General features: G+C 66.6%; 15 protein-coding genes. 8 read left to right on the top strand and 7 right to left on the bottom strand.

All coding sequences use genetic code 11. The features are described from left to right. Positions 1-165 precede the first annotated feature (165 nt). On the top strand, positions 166-1107 hold the full coding sequence (locus tag BG90_RS18130) for a LysR family transcriptional regulator (protein WP_010115732.1): 942 nt from the start codon (positions 166-168) through the stop codon (positions 1105-1107). A 128-nt stretch (positions 1108-1235) separates the two neighbouring features. Continuing rightward, positions 1236-1415 carry a hypothetical protein gene (locus tag BG90_RS36470; RefSeq protein WP_025989847.1) on the top strand — a complete coding sequence of 60 codons (180 nt, stop codon included), beginning with the start codon at positions 1236-1238 and terminating at the stop codon, positions 1413-1415. Between the two features lie 43 nt (positions 1416-1458). Here the strand turns inward: BG90_RS36470 and BG90_RS18120 are convergent, their stop codons facing one another. The 4 genes from BG90_RS18120 to wrbA are packed head-to-tail and all read right to left on the bottom strand — an operon-like array spanning position 1459 to position 4884. After that, complete coding sequence (locus tag BG90_RS18120) at positions 1459-2358, bottom strand: metallophosphoesterase (RefSeq protein WP_010115730.1); 900 nt, start codon at positions 2356-2358, stop codon at positions 1459-1461. Positions 2359-2389: 31 nt separating this feature from the next. Continuing rightward, the gene (locus tag BG90_RS18115) at positions 2390-3811 is read right to left on the bottom strand and encodes an FAD-binding oxidoreductase (RefSeq protein WP_010115729.1); all 1422 of its coding nucleotides are present in this window, start codon (positions 3809-3811) and stop codon (positions 2390-2392) included. A 33-nt stretch (positions 3812-3844) separates the two neighbouring features. Next, positions 3845-4279 carry a DUF2069 domain-containing protein gene (locus tag BG90_RS18110; RefSeq protein WP_010104230.1) on the bottom strand — a complete coding sequence of 145 codons (435 nt, stop codon included), beginning with the start codon at positions 4277-4279 and terminating at the stop codon, positions 3845-3847. After that, the gene (gene wrbA, locus BG90_RS18105; protein ID WP_010104227.1) at positions 4276-4884 is read right to left on the bottom strand and encodes an NAD(P)H:quinone oxidoreductase; all 609 of its coding nucleotides are present in this window, start codon (positions 4882-4884) and stop codon (positions 4276-4278) included. The genes BG90_RS18110 and wrbA overlap by 4 nt, the downstream gene beginning before the upstream one ends. Positions 4885-4991: 107 nt before the next feature. Here wrbA and BG90_RS18100 point away from each other — a divergent pair, with 107 nt between their 5' ends. Continuing rightward, a complete protein-coding gene (locus tag BG90_RS18100) occupies positions 4992-6305 on the top strand; it encodes a YihY family inner membrane protein (RefSeq protein WP_010115728.1) in 1314 nt (437 codons plus the stop codon). A 171-nt stretch (positions 6306-6476) separates the two neighbouring features. On the opposite strand, the gene BG90_RS18095 is transcribed toward BG90_RS18100, so the two are convergent. Further along, positions 6477-6797 (bottom strand): Mpo1-like protein, encoded by a 321-nt coding sequence (locus BG90_RS18095; protein ID WP_010104217.1) that lies wholly within the window; start codon positions 6795-6797, stop codon positions 6477-6479. 174 nt (positions 6798-6971) lie between these two features. On the opposite strand from BG90_RS18095, the gene BG90_RS18090 reads away from it, so the two are divergent. The 3 genes from BG90_RS18090 to aroC all read left to right on the top strand — a co-directional run bounded on the left by BG90_RS18090 (position 6972) and on the right by aroC (position 10917). After that, positions 6972-7436, top strand: coding sequence for a CBS domain-containing protein (locus tag BG90_RS18090; protein ID WP_010104215.1), 465 nt, complete (start codon positions 6972-6974; stop codon positions 7434-7436). 120 nt (positions 7437-7556) lie between these two features. Continuing rightward, positions 7557-9491 (top strand): MFS transporter, encoded by a 1935-nt coding sequence (locus tag BG90_RS18085; protein WP_010115727.1) that lies wholly within the window; start codon positions 7557-7559, stop codon positions 9489-9491. Positions 9492-9807: 316 nt separating this feature from the next. Next, positions 9808-10917 carry a chorismate synthase gene (gene aroC / locus BG90_RS18080; protein WP_010115726.1) on the top strand — a complete coding sequence of 370 codons (1110 nt, stop codon included), beginning with the start codon at positions 9808-9810 and terminating at the stop codon, positions 10915-10917. A gap of 178 nt (positions 10918-11095) precedes the next feature. Here the strand turns inward: aroC and BG90_RS18075 are convergent, their stop codons facing one another. Beyond that, the gene (locus BG90_RS18075; protein WP_025989846.1) at positions 11096-12769 is read right to left on the bottom strand and encodes an electron transfer flavoprotein-ubiquinone oxidoreductase; all 1674 of its coding nucleotides are present in this window, start codon (positions 12767-12769) and stop codon (positions 11096-11098) included. Between the two features lie 180 nt (positions 12770-12949). Here BG90_RS18075 and BG90_RS18070 point away from each other — a divergent pair, with 180 nt between their 5' ends. Both BG90_RS18070 and BG90_RS18065 read left to right on the top strand, forming a co-directional pair. Beyond that, complete coding sequence (locus BG90_RS18070) at positions 12950-13729, top strand: SDR family oxidoreductase (RefSeq protein WP_010104203.1); 780 nt, start codon at positions 12950-12952, stop codon at positions 13727-13729. A 44-nt stretch (positions 13730-13773) separates the two neighbouring features. Next, the gene (locus tag BG90_RS18065) at positions 13774-14205 is read left to right on the top strand and encodes an acyl-CoA thioesterase (RefSeq protein WP_010115724.1); all 432 of its coding nucleotides are present in this window, start codon (positions 13774-13776) and stop codon (positions 14203-14205) included. A gap of 48 nt (positions 14206-14253) precedes the next feature. Here the strand turns inward: BG90_RS18065 and BG90_RS18060 are convergent, their stop codons facing one another. Next, a complete protein-coding gene (locus tag BG90_RS18060; RefSeq protein ID WP_010115723.1) occupies positions 14254-15786 on the bottom strand; it encodes a cellulase family glycosylhydrolase in 1533 nt (510 codons plus the stop codon). Positions 15787-16119: the final 333 nt, after the last annotated feature.

Raw genomic sequence — 16119 nt, 5'->3', positions numbered from 1 at the left:
ACTGCACGATTTTCTCCCTTTCGGATAAAGATGAGTCGGATGCGATTATATTTTTTTGCGGATTGCCAAATAAACCGACAATGGTGCAACGCATTCTTACGGACATTGAGACAATATTGTTGAATATTTATGCAACAATCCTCCCGGATTCAATAGGGAAATAGCATGGATACGCTCCAAAACATGCGTGTGTTCGTCCGCGTGGTCGATGCGGGCAGCTTCACGGCGGCGGCGCAGCAGCTCAATTCGACGACGGCATACGCGTCGCGAGCGGTTTCCGATCTCGAAGCGCATCTGCGCACGCGCCTGCTGAACCGGACGACGCGCCGCATCGCGCTCACCGAGGCGGGCGAGCGCTATCTGCAGCGCTGCGAGCAGATCCTCGCGTACGTCGAGCAGGCCGAGGCGGAAGCGAGCGACGCGCACGCGCGCCCGTCCGGCAAGCTGAAGGTGCACTGCATGACGAGCCTCGGCCAGCACTACACGGTGCCCGCGGTGTCGCGCTATCAGCAGCGCTATCCGGAGGTCCACGTCGATCTGACGCTCGCGCAGCGGCTGCCGGATTTGCTCGACGAAGGATTCGACGTGTCGCTCGTCGTCGGGCGCGAACTGCCTGATTCGGGGCTCGTGTCGCAGCGGCTCGGCGTGACGTTCAGCGTCGTCTGCGCGTCGCGCGGCTACATCGAGAATCACGGCGCGCCGCAACGGCCGCGGGATCTCGCGAATCACGTGTGCCTCGGAATGGTTGCGCCCGGCCTCTACTGGGACGAATGGAAGCTGATGGGGCCGCGCGGCGAGGAGAGCGTGACGCTCGCGCCGCCGCCGTTTCGCGTGAACGTCGCGGAGGCGCTCGCGGCCGGCATTCGCGAAGGGATGGGGATCGGCGTGCTGCCGCTCTATTCGGCGATCGCCGGGCTGCGCAACGGCGACTTCGTCCGCGTGATGCCCGAGTACCGGTCGCACGTGATGAACATTTATGCGCTCTACGCGTCGCGCCAGTATCTCGACGCGAAGATCCGCACGTGGGTCGACTTCCTGCGCGACGAACTGCCTTCGATTCTCGAAGCCGACGAAGCGGCGCTCGAGCGCTTCACCGTGCAGACCTGAGGCGGCGCTCTACCGAATTGACGCATTTTGACGCTGTCGCAACACTTTTTTACGCTCGTGCCGCACCGGGTTTGTTACTGTCTTCCCATGCATTCGTTCAACGCAATCGACGGATCGGGGGGAAATCGATGAATACGCCTTTGCTGCTGGGTTTCGGCGCGCTCGCGCTGTTCGGCGCAATCGGGATCGCCGCGTCGCGCGAGATGCTGCGCGCGCTCGAAGCGCAAAAGCGCCGCGTGCCGGTGCCGGTGCCGGTGCGCGTGCGCACGCATCGTCCGCATCGGGACGGCCGCCGCACCGTGCTCTGAACGCCTGGCGAGGCGTGGAGTTTTGTTTTGCCGCGCGCTCGCGTCACGCGAGCGTGACGACCTTGTCCCATTCGAACGACGGATTTTCCCGCTCGCCGGTGCGCCGGCGGATGTAGCCGTGCGGATTGCAGACGACCCGCGTGCCTTCCGCGGTCGTGTAGTCGAACGACGTATGCGTATGACCGTGAATCCATAGCGCGACGGGCGGCCGCACGAGCGCGCTCAGATCGCTGATGAAGCCGGCCGACGCGAGATCGTCGGCGTAGCGCGCGGCGAGGCTCGCGCGGTGCGGCGCGTGGTGCGTGACGATGATCGTCGCGCCCGCCCACGGCTTCGCGAGTTCGCGCTCGAGCCACGCGCGGGCGGTGCGATGCAACGCGAGCGCGTCGCGCGGCGCGAAGCTGCGCGGGCTCGGCGCGGAGTTCGCGGCCGGGCCGGGGGCTTTTTCGGCGTGCCCGTTCGTGCCGGCGGCCTTTTCCGCCGTCGCAATCTCGTCGGCCGCTTCTCCGTCGCCCGGCCAATCCACCTGAATCAAGCCCTTGAAATCGAGCATCACGCGCTCGCATTCGGCGATCGACTGCGCGCGCGTTTCCGCGTCGCCGCCGAACAGCTCGAAATCGCTCCAGAGCGTCGTGCCGAGCACGCGAAAGCGTCCGGCCGGATCGGCGTATGCGGCGTTGTTCAGGTAGTGGACGTGATCGAGCGTCGCGGCGGCATCGCGCATCGCCGCTTCGAGCGCGCCGAACTCGCCGTCGTAATACTCGTGGTTGCCGGGCACGTAGACGACGGGCACGTCCGGATCGAACGTCTCCGCCGCCCAGCGCAAGCCTTCCGCGTGATTGTGGATATCGCCCGCGAGCACGACGAGATCCGCGGGCGCGTACGGGATCGCGTCGGGCTCGTTGCATTCGAGATGCAGGTCGGACAGCACGCGGATCTTCACGGACGGCTCCTTCGTGTCGCGGTTGGCGGCGTCAGCGCAGCACCTTGCCGGGGTTCATCAGGTTGAGCGGATCGAGCGCCGTCTTCAGCGCGCGCATCAGCCCGATCTCGACGGCCGGCTTGTAGCGCTGCGCGTCGTCGATCTTCAGTTGGCCGATGCCGTGCTCGGCGCTGATCGTTCCGCGATGCTTGTGGACGTTGTCGTAGACGATCCGGTTGATGGGCGCCTGGTGCGCGGCGAGGAACGCCTTCGGATCGCCGCCTTCGGGCATCTGCACGTTGTAGTGCAGGTTGCCGTCGCCGAGGTGGCCGAACGTGACCATCCGCGCGCCGGGCGCGGCCGCCTGGATCGCCGCGTCGGTCTCGTCGATGAAACGCGCGATCGACGAGATCGGCACCGCGATGTCGTGCTTGATGTTGAGCCCTTCGTCCGCCTGCGCGAGCGGGATGTGCTCGCGCAGATCCCAGAACGCGCGCGACTGCGCGAGGTTTTCGGCGACGACCGCGTCCACGACGAACCCCGCCTCGAACGCTTCCTCCATCATCCTCTCGAAAAGCGCGCGCGCGTGCGCTTCGCTTTCGTTGTCGGACAATTCGAGCAGCACGGTCTGCGGATGCGTCGCGTCGAACGGGTAGCGCAACTGCGGATAGTACTTGCCGACGAGCTTCATGCAGAAGTCGGACATCAGCTCGAAGCCCGTCAGCAGCGGGCCGGCGGCGCGCTGCGCGAGCGCGAGGAAATCGAGCGCCGCGTGCGGCGATTCGAGCGCGGCGAGCGCCGTGACCTTCGCGGCGGGGCGCGGATGCAGCTTCATCACCGCGGCCGTGATGATGCCGAGCGTGCCTTCGGCGCCGATGAAGAGATCGCGCAGGTCGTAGCCGGTGTTGTCCTTGCGCAGCCCGCGCAGGCCGTCCCAGATCTCGCCTTGCGGCGTGACGACCTCGAGACCGAGGCACAGCTCGCGCGCGTTGCCGTAGCGCAGCACCGCGGTGCCGCCCGCGTTCGTCGCGAGATTGCCGCCGATCGTGCAGCTGCCTTCCGCGGCGAGGCTCAGCGCGAAGAGCCGGTCCGCTTCCTGCGCGCGTGCCTGCACGTCGGCGAGGACGACGCCCGCTTCGACGGTGATCGTGTTGTTGTGCGGATCGAGCGCGCGCACGCGGTTCAGGCGCGCGAGGCTCAGCACCGCCTGCGCGCCGCTCGCGTCGGGCGTCGCGCCGCCCGCGAGGCCCGTGTTGCCGCCTTGCGGCACGAGCGCGACGCGGTGCTCGACCGCGAGCTTCACGAGCGCCGCGACCTCTTCGGTGCTCGCGGGCTTGAGCACCGCGCACGCGGCGCCCTGATAGCGGCGGCGCCAGTCGGTCAGGAACGGGGCGGTGTCGTGAGGATCGGTCAGCACGTAGTCGGCGCCGATCGCCTGGCGGCACGCGTCGACGAAAGTGGAAGAGGAAGTCATGGCGTTCGTTCGGAAGTCTGGCAATCGAGAAAATCAGGAACGGGGGCGGCCGGGCGCGGACGGACGGTCTTGCGCGTGCTTCGCCGTCTGCTTCGCCGCTTGTTTCGCGGCGCGCTTGTACGGTGCGACGTAGGCGAGCGCGGCGCAGAAGAAGCCGAGCGCGAGCGCGGCCTCGAACCAGCCGAGCCGCGCGGACAGGCCGCCGTCCGTCATGCCGCGCACGATGCCTTCTGCAAGATAAATCAAAATCAGCATCGACGCCCACTGCAGCGTGTAGACGCTGCGCCGCCACACGCCGGGCAGCGCGAGCGCGAGTGGCACGGCCTTCAGGATCAGCGCGGAGCCGCCCGGCCGCAGCGGCGCGAGCCAGGTTTCCCACGCGACGCAAAGCGCGATCAGCGCGACGAGGCAAAGCACCGCCGCGCGCGCGGCGAGCGGTTTCGCCGAGCCGGGCGCGGGCGCGTTCATGCGGACGCGGCGCCGAGCAGCGACGCGGTCCGTGCGAGCCGCGCGCCGAGCGCGTGCGCGAGCGCCTTTTCGTCGGCGGAAATGCGCTCGTGCGCGGCGTCGGCCGCGCGCGCGAAATGGGACGCGCCGTATGGCGTGCCGCCCGTCTGCGTGACGGACAGCGCGGATTCGGTATAAGGAATCCCGACGATCATCATGCCGTGGTGCAGGAGCGGCAGCATCATCGACAGCAGCGTCGATTCCTGGCCGCCGTGCAGGCTGCCCGTCGACGTGAACACGCTGGCCGGCTTGCCCGCGAGCGCGCCCGACAGCCATTGCGGCGTCGTGCCGTCGAGGAAGTACTTGAGCGGCGCGGCCATGTTCCCGAAGCGGGTGGGCGAGCCGAGCGCGAGACCCGCGCATTCGTCGAGGTCGCGCGGCTCCGCGTACGGCGGGCCGTCGTCGGGGATGTCGGGCTGCGTCGCCTCGCAGACGGTCGACACGGGCGGCACGGTGCGGATGCGCGCCTGCATGCCCGGCACGCTGTCGATGCCCGCCGCGATCGCGAGCGCGAGTTCGCGCGTCGCGCCGTGGCGGCTGTAATAGAGCACGAGGATGTCTTTCATAGGCCCCTTGAGTGAGCGGCTATTATAGGGGCTGAAGCCGCAGCGAAGGGACGCGGCTCGACCTGTCGCGCGACGCGCGCGGCGCCTGCAGCAAAAGGAGAAAGCCGTTGCCGAAGTTGAGCGTCGACCTCGACACCATCAAGCGTCTCGCGCGCTTCGCCGCGAAGCGCAGCGCGGAAGACCGCATCCCGCAGGTCGCGGGCAGCCTCACGTTCACGACGATGCTCGCGCTCGTGCCGCTCGTGACGGTCGCCTTCGCGCTCTTCACCGCGTTTCCGATGTTCGCGTCGTTCCAGAACTCGCTGCAGGGGTTCCTCGCCGATCACCTGATGCCCGCGCAGTTCAACAGCCAGATCTTCAAGTACCTGAACCAGTTCGCGGCGAAGGCGAAGGGGCTGACGACGGCGGGCCTCATCGTGCTCGTCGTCACGGCGGTGATGACGATGATGACGGTCGAATCCGCGTTCAACCTGATCTGGCGCGTGCGCAAGCCGCGGCCGTTCGCGCAGCGCGTGCTCGCGTACTGGGCGCTCATCACGCTCGGGCCGCTGCTGTTCGGCGTGAGCCTTTCGATTTCGTCGTACCTGTTCACGAAATCGCTCGCGTTCGCCGGGTCGACGAGCACGCCGCCCATCTTCGAATGGCTGCTGACGGCCGCGTCGCTGCCGCTCACGGTGCTCGCGTTCACGCTGCTGTACGTGTATCTGCCGAACTGCACGGTCGCGTGGCGCGACGCGGCGGTGGGCGGCGTCTGCGCGGCGGTCGCGTTCGAGCTCGCGAAGCGCGGCTTCGGCTACTACGTGCGGCGCATTCCGACCTATACCGCGGTGTACGGCGCGTTCGCGACCGTGCCGATGTTCCTGCTGTGGATGTATCTGAGCTGGTTCGTCACGCTCGCGGGCGCGATGATCGCGTCGGCGCTGCCGGCGATCCGGGTCGGCCAGTTCCACCGAATCCACTATCCGGGCAGCGACCTGCTCGATTCGCTGGAATTGCTCGCGCGGCTCGCCGAGGCGCAGGAGGCGGGCAAGCCGGGCTATACGGCCGCGCGGCTCGCGCTGATGGCGCGCTGCGACATGGAAACCGCGCAGCGGCTCCTGTCGACGCTCGAGGAGCGCGAGTGGGTCGCGCGGCTGCAAAGCGGCAGCGACGCCGCGCCGCACTACGTGATGCTCGCGAACCCGCAGCGCCTGACGGTCGCGAATCTGTTCGACGTGCTCGTGATCAATCGGTCGGAACTCGTCTACCAGGCGCAGCGCGGCAAGACGGAGGTCGACTGCGCGGCGCTTCTCGACGCGTTCGCGAGCGAGAAGCTCGACCTGTCGCTCGCGGAACTGATCGCGCGCCGCAAGGCCGGCGCGGCGCGGGGCGCGCAGGAAGCGGCGCGGCCGACGTCGACGCGGCCGCCGCGCACCGCCTGACGCGCGGACGAAGCCGGTGTCATCGCGGCGTCATTTTTGGAAGGGTGTCGACACGACGCTCGTGCGACCGCCGCAAAGCGCGGGCCCGCTCGGACGGCGGCCGCGCGACGCGCGGCGCCGGTGCCGCCCCGGCTTGCGGCGCATCGTTCGCCCGCCGCGTGCCCAAGCGGGTCAGATCGAAAGCTTGCCGGTGCAGATGTCCTTGAACATCACCCAGTCGCCCATCAGGCTGTAGATCGGGTGCCGGAACGTCGCGGGGCGGTTCTTCTCGAAGAAGAAGTGCCCGATCCACGCGAATCCGTAGCCGCAGACGACGGCGGCGGGCAGCCACCACCAGAGGCCCGTCGCGAGCGCCATCGCGACGCAGCCGATCACGCCGAGCGAGCCGATGAAGTGCAGCCGCCGCGAGACGATGTTGCGGTGCTCGTCGAGATAGAACGGATAGAACTCGGCGAAACTCGAGAAATGCTCGGTATGCGCGGAATGTGCCATGACAGTCTCCTCGGGCGCCGGCGGCAGCCGCGCGGCGCGTCACGGGTTTCATTGTGCGGCGGGGCGCCGCCCGCCGCAACCGGTGCGGCTGTCCACCGCCGCGCGCTTTCCTTTTGCGGGGCTTTCCGTTAGGATCGAAAGCCGATTATGCACAAGTTGCAATAGGGGACAACGATGCGCGTCAGCGATATTCTGAAAGTCAAGGGCAATACGCTGTTTACCGTGACGCCCGATATGCCGCTGCGCAATGCGGTCGACACGATGGCGGAACACGACATCGGCTCGCTCGTCGTGATGGAGTACGGCGATCTCGTCGGGATCCTGACGTTCCGCGAGATCATCCTGCGCCTGAAGGCGAACGGCGGCAGCATCGGCGAGGTGCTCGTGCGCACCGTGATGGACGAGCCGCTCACGTGCACGCCGGAGACCGACATCGACGAAGTGCGCCGGATGATGCTCGAGCGGCACGCCCGCTACATGCCGGTGCTCGACAAGCGCGTGCTGATGGGCGTGATCTCGTTCTACGACGTCGCGAAGACGGTCGTCGAGGCGCAGAGCTTCGAGAACCGCATGCTGAAGGCGTACATCCGCGACTGGCCGGAACCCGACAGCGACGAGCGCAAGCCGCTTGCGAGCTGAGCCCGCGCGCGGCCGCGCGCGCAGGCCGCCGGGCGGCGCTTCCGTCCCGGCGATCACTACCATTTCTTCGTCCGCCTGCGTGCGCGATCGTGCCGACGCGATGCGCGGGCGCATCCACGCATGAGCGATCCCTCCATTCTTTCGACCGCGCGGCGCGAGAAGCGCCACGCCCGCCCGTCGCAGTTCGATCTGCTGCGCGAGCGCCGCTTCGCGCCGTTTTTCGCGACGCAGTTCATGGGGGCGCTGAACGACAACGTCTTCAAGATCGGCTTCACGTCGCTCGTCACGTATCAGACGGCGAAATTCAGCGGCATCGATCCGAAAACCGCCGCGTTCGCGATCTCGGCGATCTTCATTTTGCCGTTCGTGCTGTTCTCGGCGACGGCGGGGCAGATCGCCGACAAGTACGACAAGGCGCGCCTCACGCGCTTCGTGAAGACCTTCGAGATCGCGCTGATGCTCGTCGGCGCGGCGGGCTTCGTCACGCATGGCGCGCTGCTGCTGTATCTGTGCACGTTCATGATGGGCATGCACTCGACGCTGTTCGGGCCCGTCAAGTATTCGTACCTGCCGCAGCATCTGAACGATCACGAGCTCGTCGGCGGCAACGGGCTCGTCGAGATGGGCACGTTCGTCGCGATCCTGATCGGCACGATCGTCGGCGGCGCGGCGGCGGGCATCTCGGGGCGCGGCGAGGTGCTGCTCGCCGTCTGCTGCGTCGGCGTCGCGCTCGTCGGGCGGCTCGCCGCGGCGGGCGTGCCGGCGACGCCCGCGCCGCAGCCGAATCTCTCGATCAACTGGAACCCGTTCTCGGAAACGTGGCGCAACCTGAAGCTCGCGCGCGCGAACCGCACGGTGTTCCTGAGCCTGCTCGGCATCTCGTGGCTGTGGTTCGTCGGCGCGACGTTCCTCACGTCGTTCTTCGGCTTCGCGAAGGACGTGCTGTCGGCGAACCCGGACGTCGTCACCGTGCTGCTCGCGACGTTCTCGTTCGGCATCGGCCTGGGCTCGCTGCTGTGCGAGCGGCTGTCGCGGCGGCACGTCGAGATCGGGCTCGTGCCGCTCGGCTCGCTCGGCATCAGCGCGTTCGCGATCGAGCTCTACTTCGCGAGCCACGCGCTGCCCGCGCAGACGCATTTGCTGACGGTCGGCGAGTTCCTCGGCCACGCGGCGCACTGGCGGATTCTCGCGGACCTGTTCCTGCTCGCGATGTTCGGCGGCTTCTACAGCGTGCCGCTCTATGCGCTGATCCAGAGCCGCAGCGCGCCGACGCACCGCGCGCGGATCATCGCCGCGAACAACATCCTGAATGCGCTCTTCATGATCGTGTCGGCGCTGATGGCGATGCTGCTCACGAAGGCGGGCGTCAGCATCCCGGGGATCTTCCTCGTGACCGCGCTCCTGAACGTCGTCGTCGCGTCGTACATCTATTCGCTCGTGCCGGAGTTCCTGCTGCGCTTCATTGCGTGGGCGCTCGTGCATACGTTCTACCGGATCCGCCTCGTGCACGCGGAGCGGATTCCGGATGACGGCGCCGCGCTCCTCGTCTGCAACCACGTGAGCTACGTCGATGCGCTCGTGCTCGCGGCGGCGAGCCCGCGGCCGATCCGCTTCGTGATGGATCACCGGATCTTCAAGACGCGCTTCGCGAACTGGGCGTTCCGCCACGCGAAGGCAATCCCGATCGCGTCGCGCCACGAGGACCCCGCGATGCTCGCGCGCGCGTACGACGCGTGTGAGGCCGCGCTGCGCGAAGGCGAGCTCGTCTGCATCTTTCCGGAAGGCAAGCTGACGAAGACGGGCGACATCAACACGTTCCACCACGGCGCCACCGAGATCCTGGCGCGTGCGAGCGTGCCCGTCGTGCCGATGGCGCTGCGCGGGCTGTGGGGCAGCGTGTTCTCGCGGCACGAGGACGCGCGCTGGCCGCGTCCCGTGAAGCGCGGCGTGATGAGCCGTCTCACGCTCGCGGTCGGCGAGCCGATCCCGGCCGCGGCGGCGACGGCCGAGGCGCTGCAGTCCGCCGTGGCCGAGCTGCGCGGCGCGCGGAAGTGAGCGGCGCGCGCTGCGGGCGGGGCGGGTCGCTTCGTCATGACGGCCGCCCGTGTTCGAACGCGGTTCAGGCCGGGCGATGCGTTGCGGCGCCCGCCCGGTCGCCTCGCGGCCCGATCGGGAAGGCCCGTTGCATCGCGCGCCGGCTGCTTTCCCGTTTTGTTCCGAGTCGTTTCGCTGTATTGGTGGCGCCATGTCCGGTCGTGCGACGCCGCCAGGCGGTGCGCAACATCGGCCGGCCGCGCGCCATATCGCCGCATCGCCCGAAACGGGCTGGCATAATGACGATTTCCCCGACTGACTCTCTTTGGACGGCCCTATGTCCGGCAACACCCTCGGCACGCTTTTCACTGTCACGACCTTCGGCGAGTCGCACGGTCCCGCGATCGGCTGCGTGATCGACGGCTGCCCGCCGGGCATGGCGCTCACGGAAGCCGACGTCCAGCTCGAGCTCGACCGCCGCAAGCCCGGCACGTCGCGCCACGTCACGCAGCGTCAGGAGCCCGATCAGGTCGAGATCCTGTCCGGCGTGTTCGAAGGCGTGACGACGGGCGCGCCGATCGCGCTCCTCATCCGCAACACCGACCAGCGCAGCAAGGACTACGGCAACATCGCCGACACGTTCCGCCCCGGCCATGCCGACTACACGTACTGGCAGAAATACGGCGTGCGCGACTATCGCGGCGGCGGCCGGTCGTCGGCGCGGCTGACGGCGCCCGTCGTCGGCGCGGGCGCGATCGCGAAGAAGTGGCTGCGCGAGCGCTTCGGCGTCGAGGTGCGCGGCTACATGAGCGCGCTGGGCGAGATCGAGATTCCGTTCGTCGACTGGTCGCACGTGCGCGAGAACCCGTTCTTCGCGCCGAACGCGGACGTCGTCCCGCAGCTCGAGGACTACATGGACGCGCTGCGCAAGGACGGCGATTCGATCGGCGCGCGGATCAGCGTCGTCGCGTCCGGCGTGCCGGCCGGCTGGGGCGAGCCGCTCTTCGACCGCCTCGATGCGGACATCGCGCACGCGATGATGGGGATCAACGCGGTGAAGGGCGTCGAGATCGGCGCGGGCTTCGCGAGCGTCGCGCAGCGCGGCTCGGTGCACGGAGACGAGCTGACGCCGGAGGGCTTCGTCGGCAATCACGCGGGCGGCGTGCTCGGCGGCATCTCGACGGGGCAGGACGTCACGGTGTCGATCGCGATCAAGCCGACGTCGAGCATCCGCACGCCGCGCCGCTCGATCACGAAAGCGGGGGAGCCCGCCGTCGTCGAGACGTTCGGCCGTCACGACCCGTGCGTCGGGATTCGTGCGACGCCGATCGCCGAGTCGATGCTCGCGCTCGTCCTGATCGATCACGCGCTGCGGCATCGCGCGCAGTGCGGCGACGTGTCGACCGCGACGCCGAGGATCGCGGCGCGCGCGCCGGGAGCGGAGTGAGCATGATTTGAACACGCGCGGCGCATCCCGCGCCGCTGGCGTGCGGCGCGTCGAAATCGCCGCATATCGAAGAAATCGGCAAAAGACGAAGTCGAAAAAGCGGGCGCCTCGGCGCCCGTTTCGTTTTGCCGCATCCGCCGATGCGGCCGCCATGCCCGCGCGGCGCGCGGGCGTGCGGTCACATGTTCGGATAGTTCGGCCCGCCGCCGCCCTCCGGCGTGACCCACACGATGTTCTGCGTCGGGTCCTTGATGTCGCAGGTCTTGCAATGCACGCAGTTCTGCGCGTTGATCACGAGGCGATCGGTGCCGTCGTCGCTCTTCACGAACTCGTAGACGGCGGCCGGGCAGAAGCGCGCTTCCGGCCCCGCGTACGTGCGCAGGTTCACGTTCACCGGCACGGACGCATCCTTCAGCGTCAGGTGCGCCGGCTGGTTCTCCTCGTGATTCGTGTTCGAGACGAACACCGACGACAGCCGGTCGAACGTCAGCTTGCCGTCCGGCTTCGGATAGTCGATCGGCTGGCACTGCGACGCGGGCTTCAGCATTTCGTGGTCCGCGTGCTGGTGATGCAGCGTCCACGGCACGTTGCCGTTCATCAGCTTCTGCTCGACGCCGACCATCAGCGTGCCGAGGTACAGGCCCTTGCCCATCCATTGCTTGAAGTTGCGCGCGCGATAGAGCTCGGTGTAGAGCCACGATGTCTTGAACGCGTCCGGGTACGCGGTCAGCTCGTCGGCCTGGCGGCCCGCCTGCACCGCGTCGAACGCGGCTTCGGCGGCGAGCATGCCGGTCTTGATCGCCGCGTGGCTGCCCTTGATCCGCGACGCGTTCAGGAAGCCCGCGTCGTCGCCGACGAGCGCGCCGCCCGGGAACACGGTCTTCGGCAGCGACAGCAGGCCGCCTGCCGTGATCGCGCGCGCGCCGTACGACACGCGCTTGCCGCCTTCGAGGAACGGCCGGATCGCCGGATGGGTCTTGTAGCGCTGGAACTCTTCGAACGGCGACAGGTACGGGTTCGTGTACGCGAGGCCGACGACGAAGCCGACGACGACCTGGTTGTTGTCCATGTGATACAGGAACGAGCCGCCGTACGTGTCGGACGACAGCGGCCAGCCGGCCGTGTGGATCACGAGGCCCGGCTTGTGCTTGACCGGGTCGATTTCCCACAGCTCCTTGATGCCGATGCCGTACGCCTGCGGATCGCTGTTCGCGTTCAGCTTGAACTTGTCCATCAGCTGGCGGCCGAGGTGGCCGCGCGCGCCTTCGCAGAAGAGCGTGTACTTCGCGTGCAGCTCCATGCCGAGCTGGAAGTTCTCGGTCGGCTCGCCGTCCTTGCCGATCCCCATGTTGCCTGTCGCGACGCCCTTGACCGAGCCGTCGTCGTTGTAGAGGATCTCGGCCGCCGGGAAGCCCGGGAAGATCTCGACGCCGAGCGCCTCGGCCTGCTGGCCGAGCCAGCGCGTGACGTTGCCGAGGCTGATCACGTAGTTGCCGTGGTTCTTGAAGTTGTCCGGCAGCGCCCAGTTCGGCACCTGGAACCCGCTCTTCTCGGTCAGGAACAGGAAGCGGTCTTCGGTGACGTCGACGGTGAGCGGCGCGCCTTGCGCCTTCCAGTCGGGGAACAGTTCGGTGATCGCGCGCGGGTCCATCACGGCGCCCGACAGGATGTGCGCGCCGATCTCGGAACCCTTTTCGAGCACGCAGACGCCGATTTCCGTGCCTTTCCCAGCAGCGAGCTGCTTGAGGCGGATGGCCGCCGACAGGCCTGCGGGGCCGCCGCCGACGATCACGACGTCGTATTCCATCGATTCGCGCGGGCCGTATTGCTCGATGAGGCTTGCGGGGGTCATGAACGCTCCTCTAACCATTAGAATGCTTTTATTCGGGATCGTATTGTCGGCGAAATAAAACGCTCGCCGCAACAGCGGAATCCAAGATTAGCACGATCGTTCTATTTGTGGGGTTGGGTCGCACGCGGGAACGCTTCATACTGGTGCGGCATGATGTCATCGGAATAATGAGGAGTCGGCATGGGCCGTTCGATCAATCTGGAAGGCAAGGTCGCGTTCATCACGGGCGCGTCGAGCGGTCTCGGGCAGCGCTTCGCGCAGGTGCTGTCGCAGGCGGGCGCGAAGGTCGTGCTCGCGAGCCGGCGCGTCGAGCGCCTGAAGGAACTGCGCGCGGAAATCGAGGCGGCGGGCGGCGCCGCGCACGTCGTGTCGCTCGACGTCACCGATTACCAGAGTATCAAGGCGGCTGTCGCGCACGCGGAAACGGAGGCGGGCACGATCGACATCCTGGTCAACAATTCGGGCGTGTCGACGATGCAGAAGCTCGTTGACGTGACGCCCGCCGATTTCGAATACGTGTTCGATACGAACACGCGCGGCGCGTTCTTCGTCGCGCAGGAAGTCGCGAAGCGGATGATGATGCGCGCGGGCAACGGCAACGCGAAGCCGGCGTACCGGATCATCAACATCGCGTCGGTCGCGGGCCTGCGGCCGTTCTCGCAGATCGGCCTGTATGCGATGAGCAAGGCGGCCGTCGTCCACATGACGCGCGCGATGGCGCTCGAATGGGGCCGCCACGGAATCAACGTCAACGCGATCTGCCCAGGCTACATCGACACCGAGATCAATCACTATCTGTGGGAAACCGAGCAGGGCCAGAAGCTGCAGTCGATGCTGCCGCGCCGGCGGGTCGGCAAGCCGCAGGATCTCGACGGATTGCTGCTGCTCCTCGCCGCAGACGAGTCGCAGTTCATCAACGGCTCGATCGTATCGGCCGACGACGGCCTGGGCATCGCGTGAGCGGCCGCGCCGAACGGTTTCACCTTGCAGACAAGAAGAGTGCGATGAGCGATTACACCCCTGTTTTCGAAATGTCGATGCCGATCCGCTGGGGCGACATGGACGCGTTCGGTCACGTGAACAACACGGTCTACTTCCGCTACATGGAAGAGGCGCGCGTCACGTGGTTCGGCAAGCTCGGCATCGCGGGCGGCAACGGCGAGGGGCAGGGGCCCGTCGTCGTCAACGCGTCGATGGAGTTCCTGAGGCAGTTGCACTATCCGGGCGATGTCGTCGCGCGGCTGTCGGCCGCGAAGCCCGGCCGCAGCAGCTTCGACACGGCGTTCGAGCTGACCCGCTCGGACGACCCCGAGCGCGTGTACGCGCGCGGCGCCGCGCGCTGCGTGTGGGTCGACTACGCGCTCGGCAAGTCGGCGCCGCTGCCGGAGCTGCTGCGCAATACGATCGAAAGCGCGCTGCAGGCGAAGGTCGCTTGAGCGCGGCGGCGCGCTGACGCTCGCTTTCGCGCTTGCTTTCTCGAAGCTTCACCAGCCGGGGCCGACCGGCGCGTAGCCCGGGGTTTGATTGGCTGCCGCCGTGGCGGCAGCGCCGAAGTTGGGCCAGGCCGGATAGTACTGTCCCGACACGGCCTGGTACGTTCCGGCGATCTTGGGCGCTCCTGCCGTTCCGGTTGATCCTGTCGAGGAGGTGATCGTCACCAGGCCGAAATACGGCTCGTAGATGTTTGCACTGTACGGCGACGACAGCTCCATGTCCGAGTAGCAATACGCGTAAACCGGTCCGTATTGGCCATATGGCTGATTGGCTATCCATGCCATCAGCGCCTTGTACTCACGGGCCTGATTCGCCTGCGTCAGATAGGAAGGAGCCATCGTCTGAAAATCGGCGTTCGTGTATTGCTGCGAGCTGCCGCCCAGCTGGCCGGTGAAATTGGCGGCGCCGTCCGACGCGGTTGTCGCAACGCCGAACTCCGTGATCACAATGGGTTTCCCTCCATCGCCGTTTGCGCTCATCAGGTCGCGCAGGCTCGTTCCCGTGTAACTGGCGAAGGTCTTGCCGGTGGGGGATGGCCAGCCGTAGGAAGGCGACGAGAAGGTATGCCACATGATGTTGAACGGATTTGAGTAATCCGGGTACACGGAGTTGAGGGTCGTGCTCGGACACTGATCGCCTGGCGACTGCCAGTCGTCGCTGTGACAATGAGGATGGTGAGCGAGCCCGTCGAAATACCCCTGCGCGCCGTTCGCGTACATCACGGCCAGCCAGTCGCGCGGCTCCCATTGCGACGGAACCGGGTATCGGGAATCCACCGAATTCGCCAGACCGGCTACGCCGGCCGACGGAAGCGCACCGGTTCCATTGTTCGGCGACGTGATGCATCCCGAACTGCCGCCCGCATAGACGGATGCCGATGGATTGGCCTGTTTGATCGCCGAATACGCGCTCTTCACGATCCGGGTATAGAGCACCGGATCGTGAGGGATGAAATTGGGGCCGCAATTCGGTTCGTTCCAGATTTCCCACGCATCGATTTTCCCGCCATAACTGTCGCTGCTGTAATGTTTGGCGGCCGCCCGGGCAAAGTTGGTGTAAGCCGTGGGGTTCGGCGCGCACAGCGCGTAGGCGCCGTTATTCGACTGCCGGTAGCTGCTCGGACATTGCGAACTGACCGCCCAGCGCGGCGTCAACGTGATCACGCCGAGAATTCGCATTCCATAATTTCTGGCTGCCCGGACGACGATGTCCGTCGTGCCCCAGGTCAGGCCGCTGCTGAGGCCGGGATTGGGATCGCTCGTGAAGATCCATGTCGACGCTGGCTGGATCTCCGACCAATCGAGATGAAGGCGCAACCAGCGCACGTTCATTGCGGCAACGCCCGCCATATAATTATTGATCGCTTGCGCCGGATTTTTGGGATTCTGATTGATAATGTCGAGGATTTCGCCGCCCAGGTCGATGCCCGTTACCGGTGTATTGGTTTGGGAAAATGCGGAATGGCATCCGATCAGGTTCATCATAAAAATGACGAATAAATATTTTGCTCTCGCGATAATCATGAATTCACCTGGCTCTTTGAATTGGCGTGGCTAATTTGAGATTTGGGCAATCCGATCGATGCGAGAGTCCGCCGCGGCGTTTTGCTGAGGCAAGGCGGCCCCTTCGGGAGATCGTCCGGCCGCTCGATTATTCAGCTCCCTGCGGCGCCTGTCGTAGTGCGCCGGCGGCCTTGCGGCCGGCAGCATGAAAATGTCGCGCCCTGGCGTCGATCGAAGGCGCTGCGAAGCAGGAACGAACGAGCATCCGGCTCGACCAAGGCGATATGAAACATCCGGCCGAAAGGCCGACATTTTCGCTATCTATATAATCTCTATTGATTGATAAATGTGAAT

It is taken from the genome of Burkholderia oklahomensis C6786, assembly GCF_000959365.1.
Taxonomy (GTDB): Bacteria; Pseudomonadota; Gammaproteobacteria; order Burkholderiales; family Burkholderiaceae; genus Burkholderia; species Burkholderia oklahomensis.
The sequence above is the reverse complement of the archived record's forward strand: the minus strand, read 5'-3'. Positions and strand labels throughout refer to the sequence as shown.

Coding starts and splice junctions, on each gene's coding strand:
- BG90_RS18130 (WP_010115732.1), top strand. CDS start 166: ATGGATACGCTCCAAAACATGCGTGTGTTCGTCCGCGTGGTCGATGCG.
- BG90_RS36470 (WP_025989847.1), top strand. CDS start 1,236: ATGAATACGCCTTTGCTGCTGGGTTTCGGCGCGCTCGCGCTGTTCGGC.
- BG90_RS18115 (WP_010115729.1), bottom strand. CDS start 3,811: ATGACTTCCTCTTCCACTTTCGTCGACGCGTGCCGCCAGGCGATCGGC.
- BG90_RS18110 (WP_010104230.1), bottom strand. CDS start 4,279: ATGAACGCGCCCGCGCCCGGCTCGGCGAAACCGCTCGCCGCGCGCGCG.
- wrbA (WP_010104227.1), bottom strand. CDS start 4,884: ATGAAAGACATCCTCGTGCTCTATTACAGCCGCCACGGCGCGACGCGC.
- BG90_RS18095 (WP_010104217.1), bottom strand. CDS start 6,797: ATGGCACATTCCGCGCATACCGAGCATTTCTCGAGTTTCGCCGAGTTC.
- BG90_RS18090 (WP_010104215.1), top strand. CDS start 6,972: ATGCGCGTCAGCGATATTCTGAAAGTCAAGGGCAATACGCTGTTTACC.
- BG90_RS18085 (WP_010115727.1), top strand. CDS start 7,557: ATGAGCGATCCCTCCATTCTTTCGACCGCGCGGCGCGAGAAGCGCCAC.
- aroC (WP_010115726.1), top strand. CDS start 9,808: ATGTCCGGCAACACCCTCGGCACGCTTTTCACTGTCACGACCTTCGGC.
- BG90_RS18075 (WP_025989846.1), bottom strand. CDS start 12,769: ATGACCCCCGCAAGCCTCATCGAGCAATACGGCCCGCGCGAATCGATG.
- BG90_RS18070 (WP_010104203.1), top strand. CDS start 12,950: ATGGGCCGTTCGATCAATCTGGAAGGCAAGGTCGCGTTCATCACGGGC.
- BG90_RS18065 (WP_010115724.1), top strand. CDS start 13,774: ATGAGCGATTACACCCCTGTTTTCGAAATGTCGATGCCGATCCGCTGG.
- BG90_RS18060 (WP_010115723.1), bottom strand. CDS start 15,786: ATGATTATCGCGAGAGCAAAATATTTATTCGTCATTTTTATGATGAAC.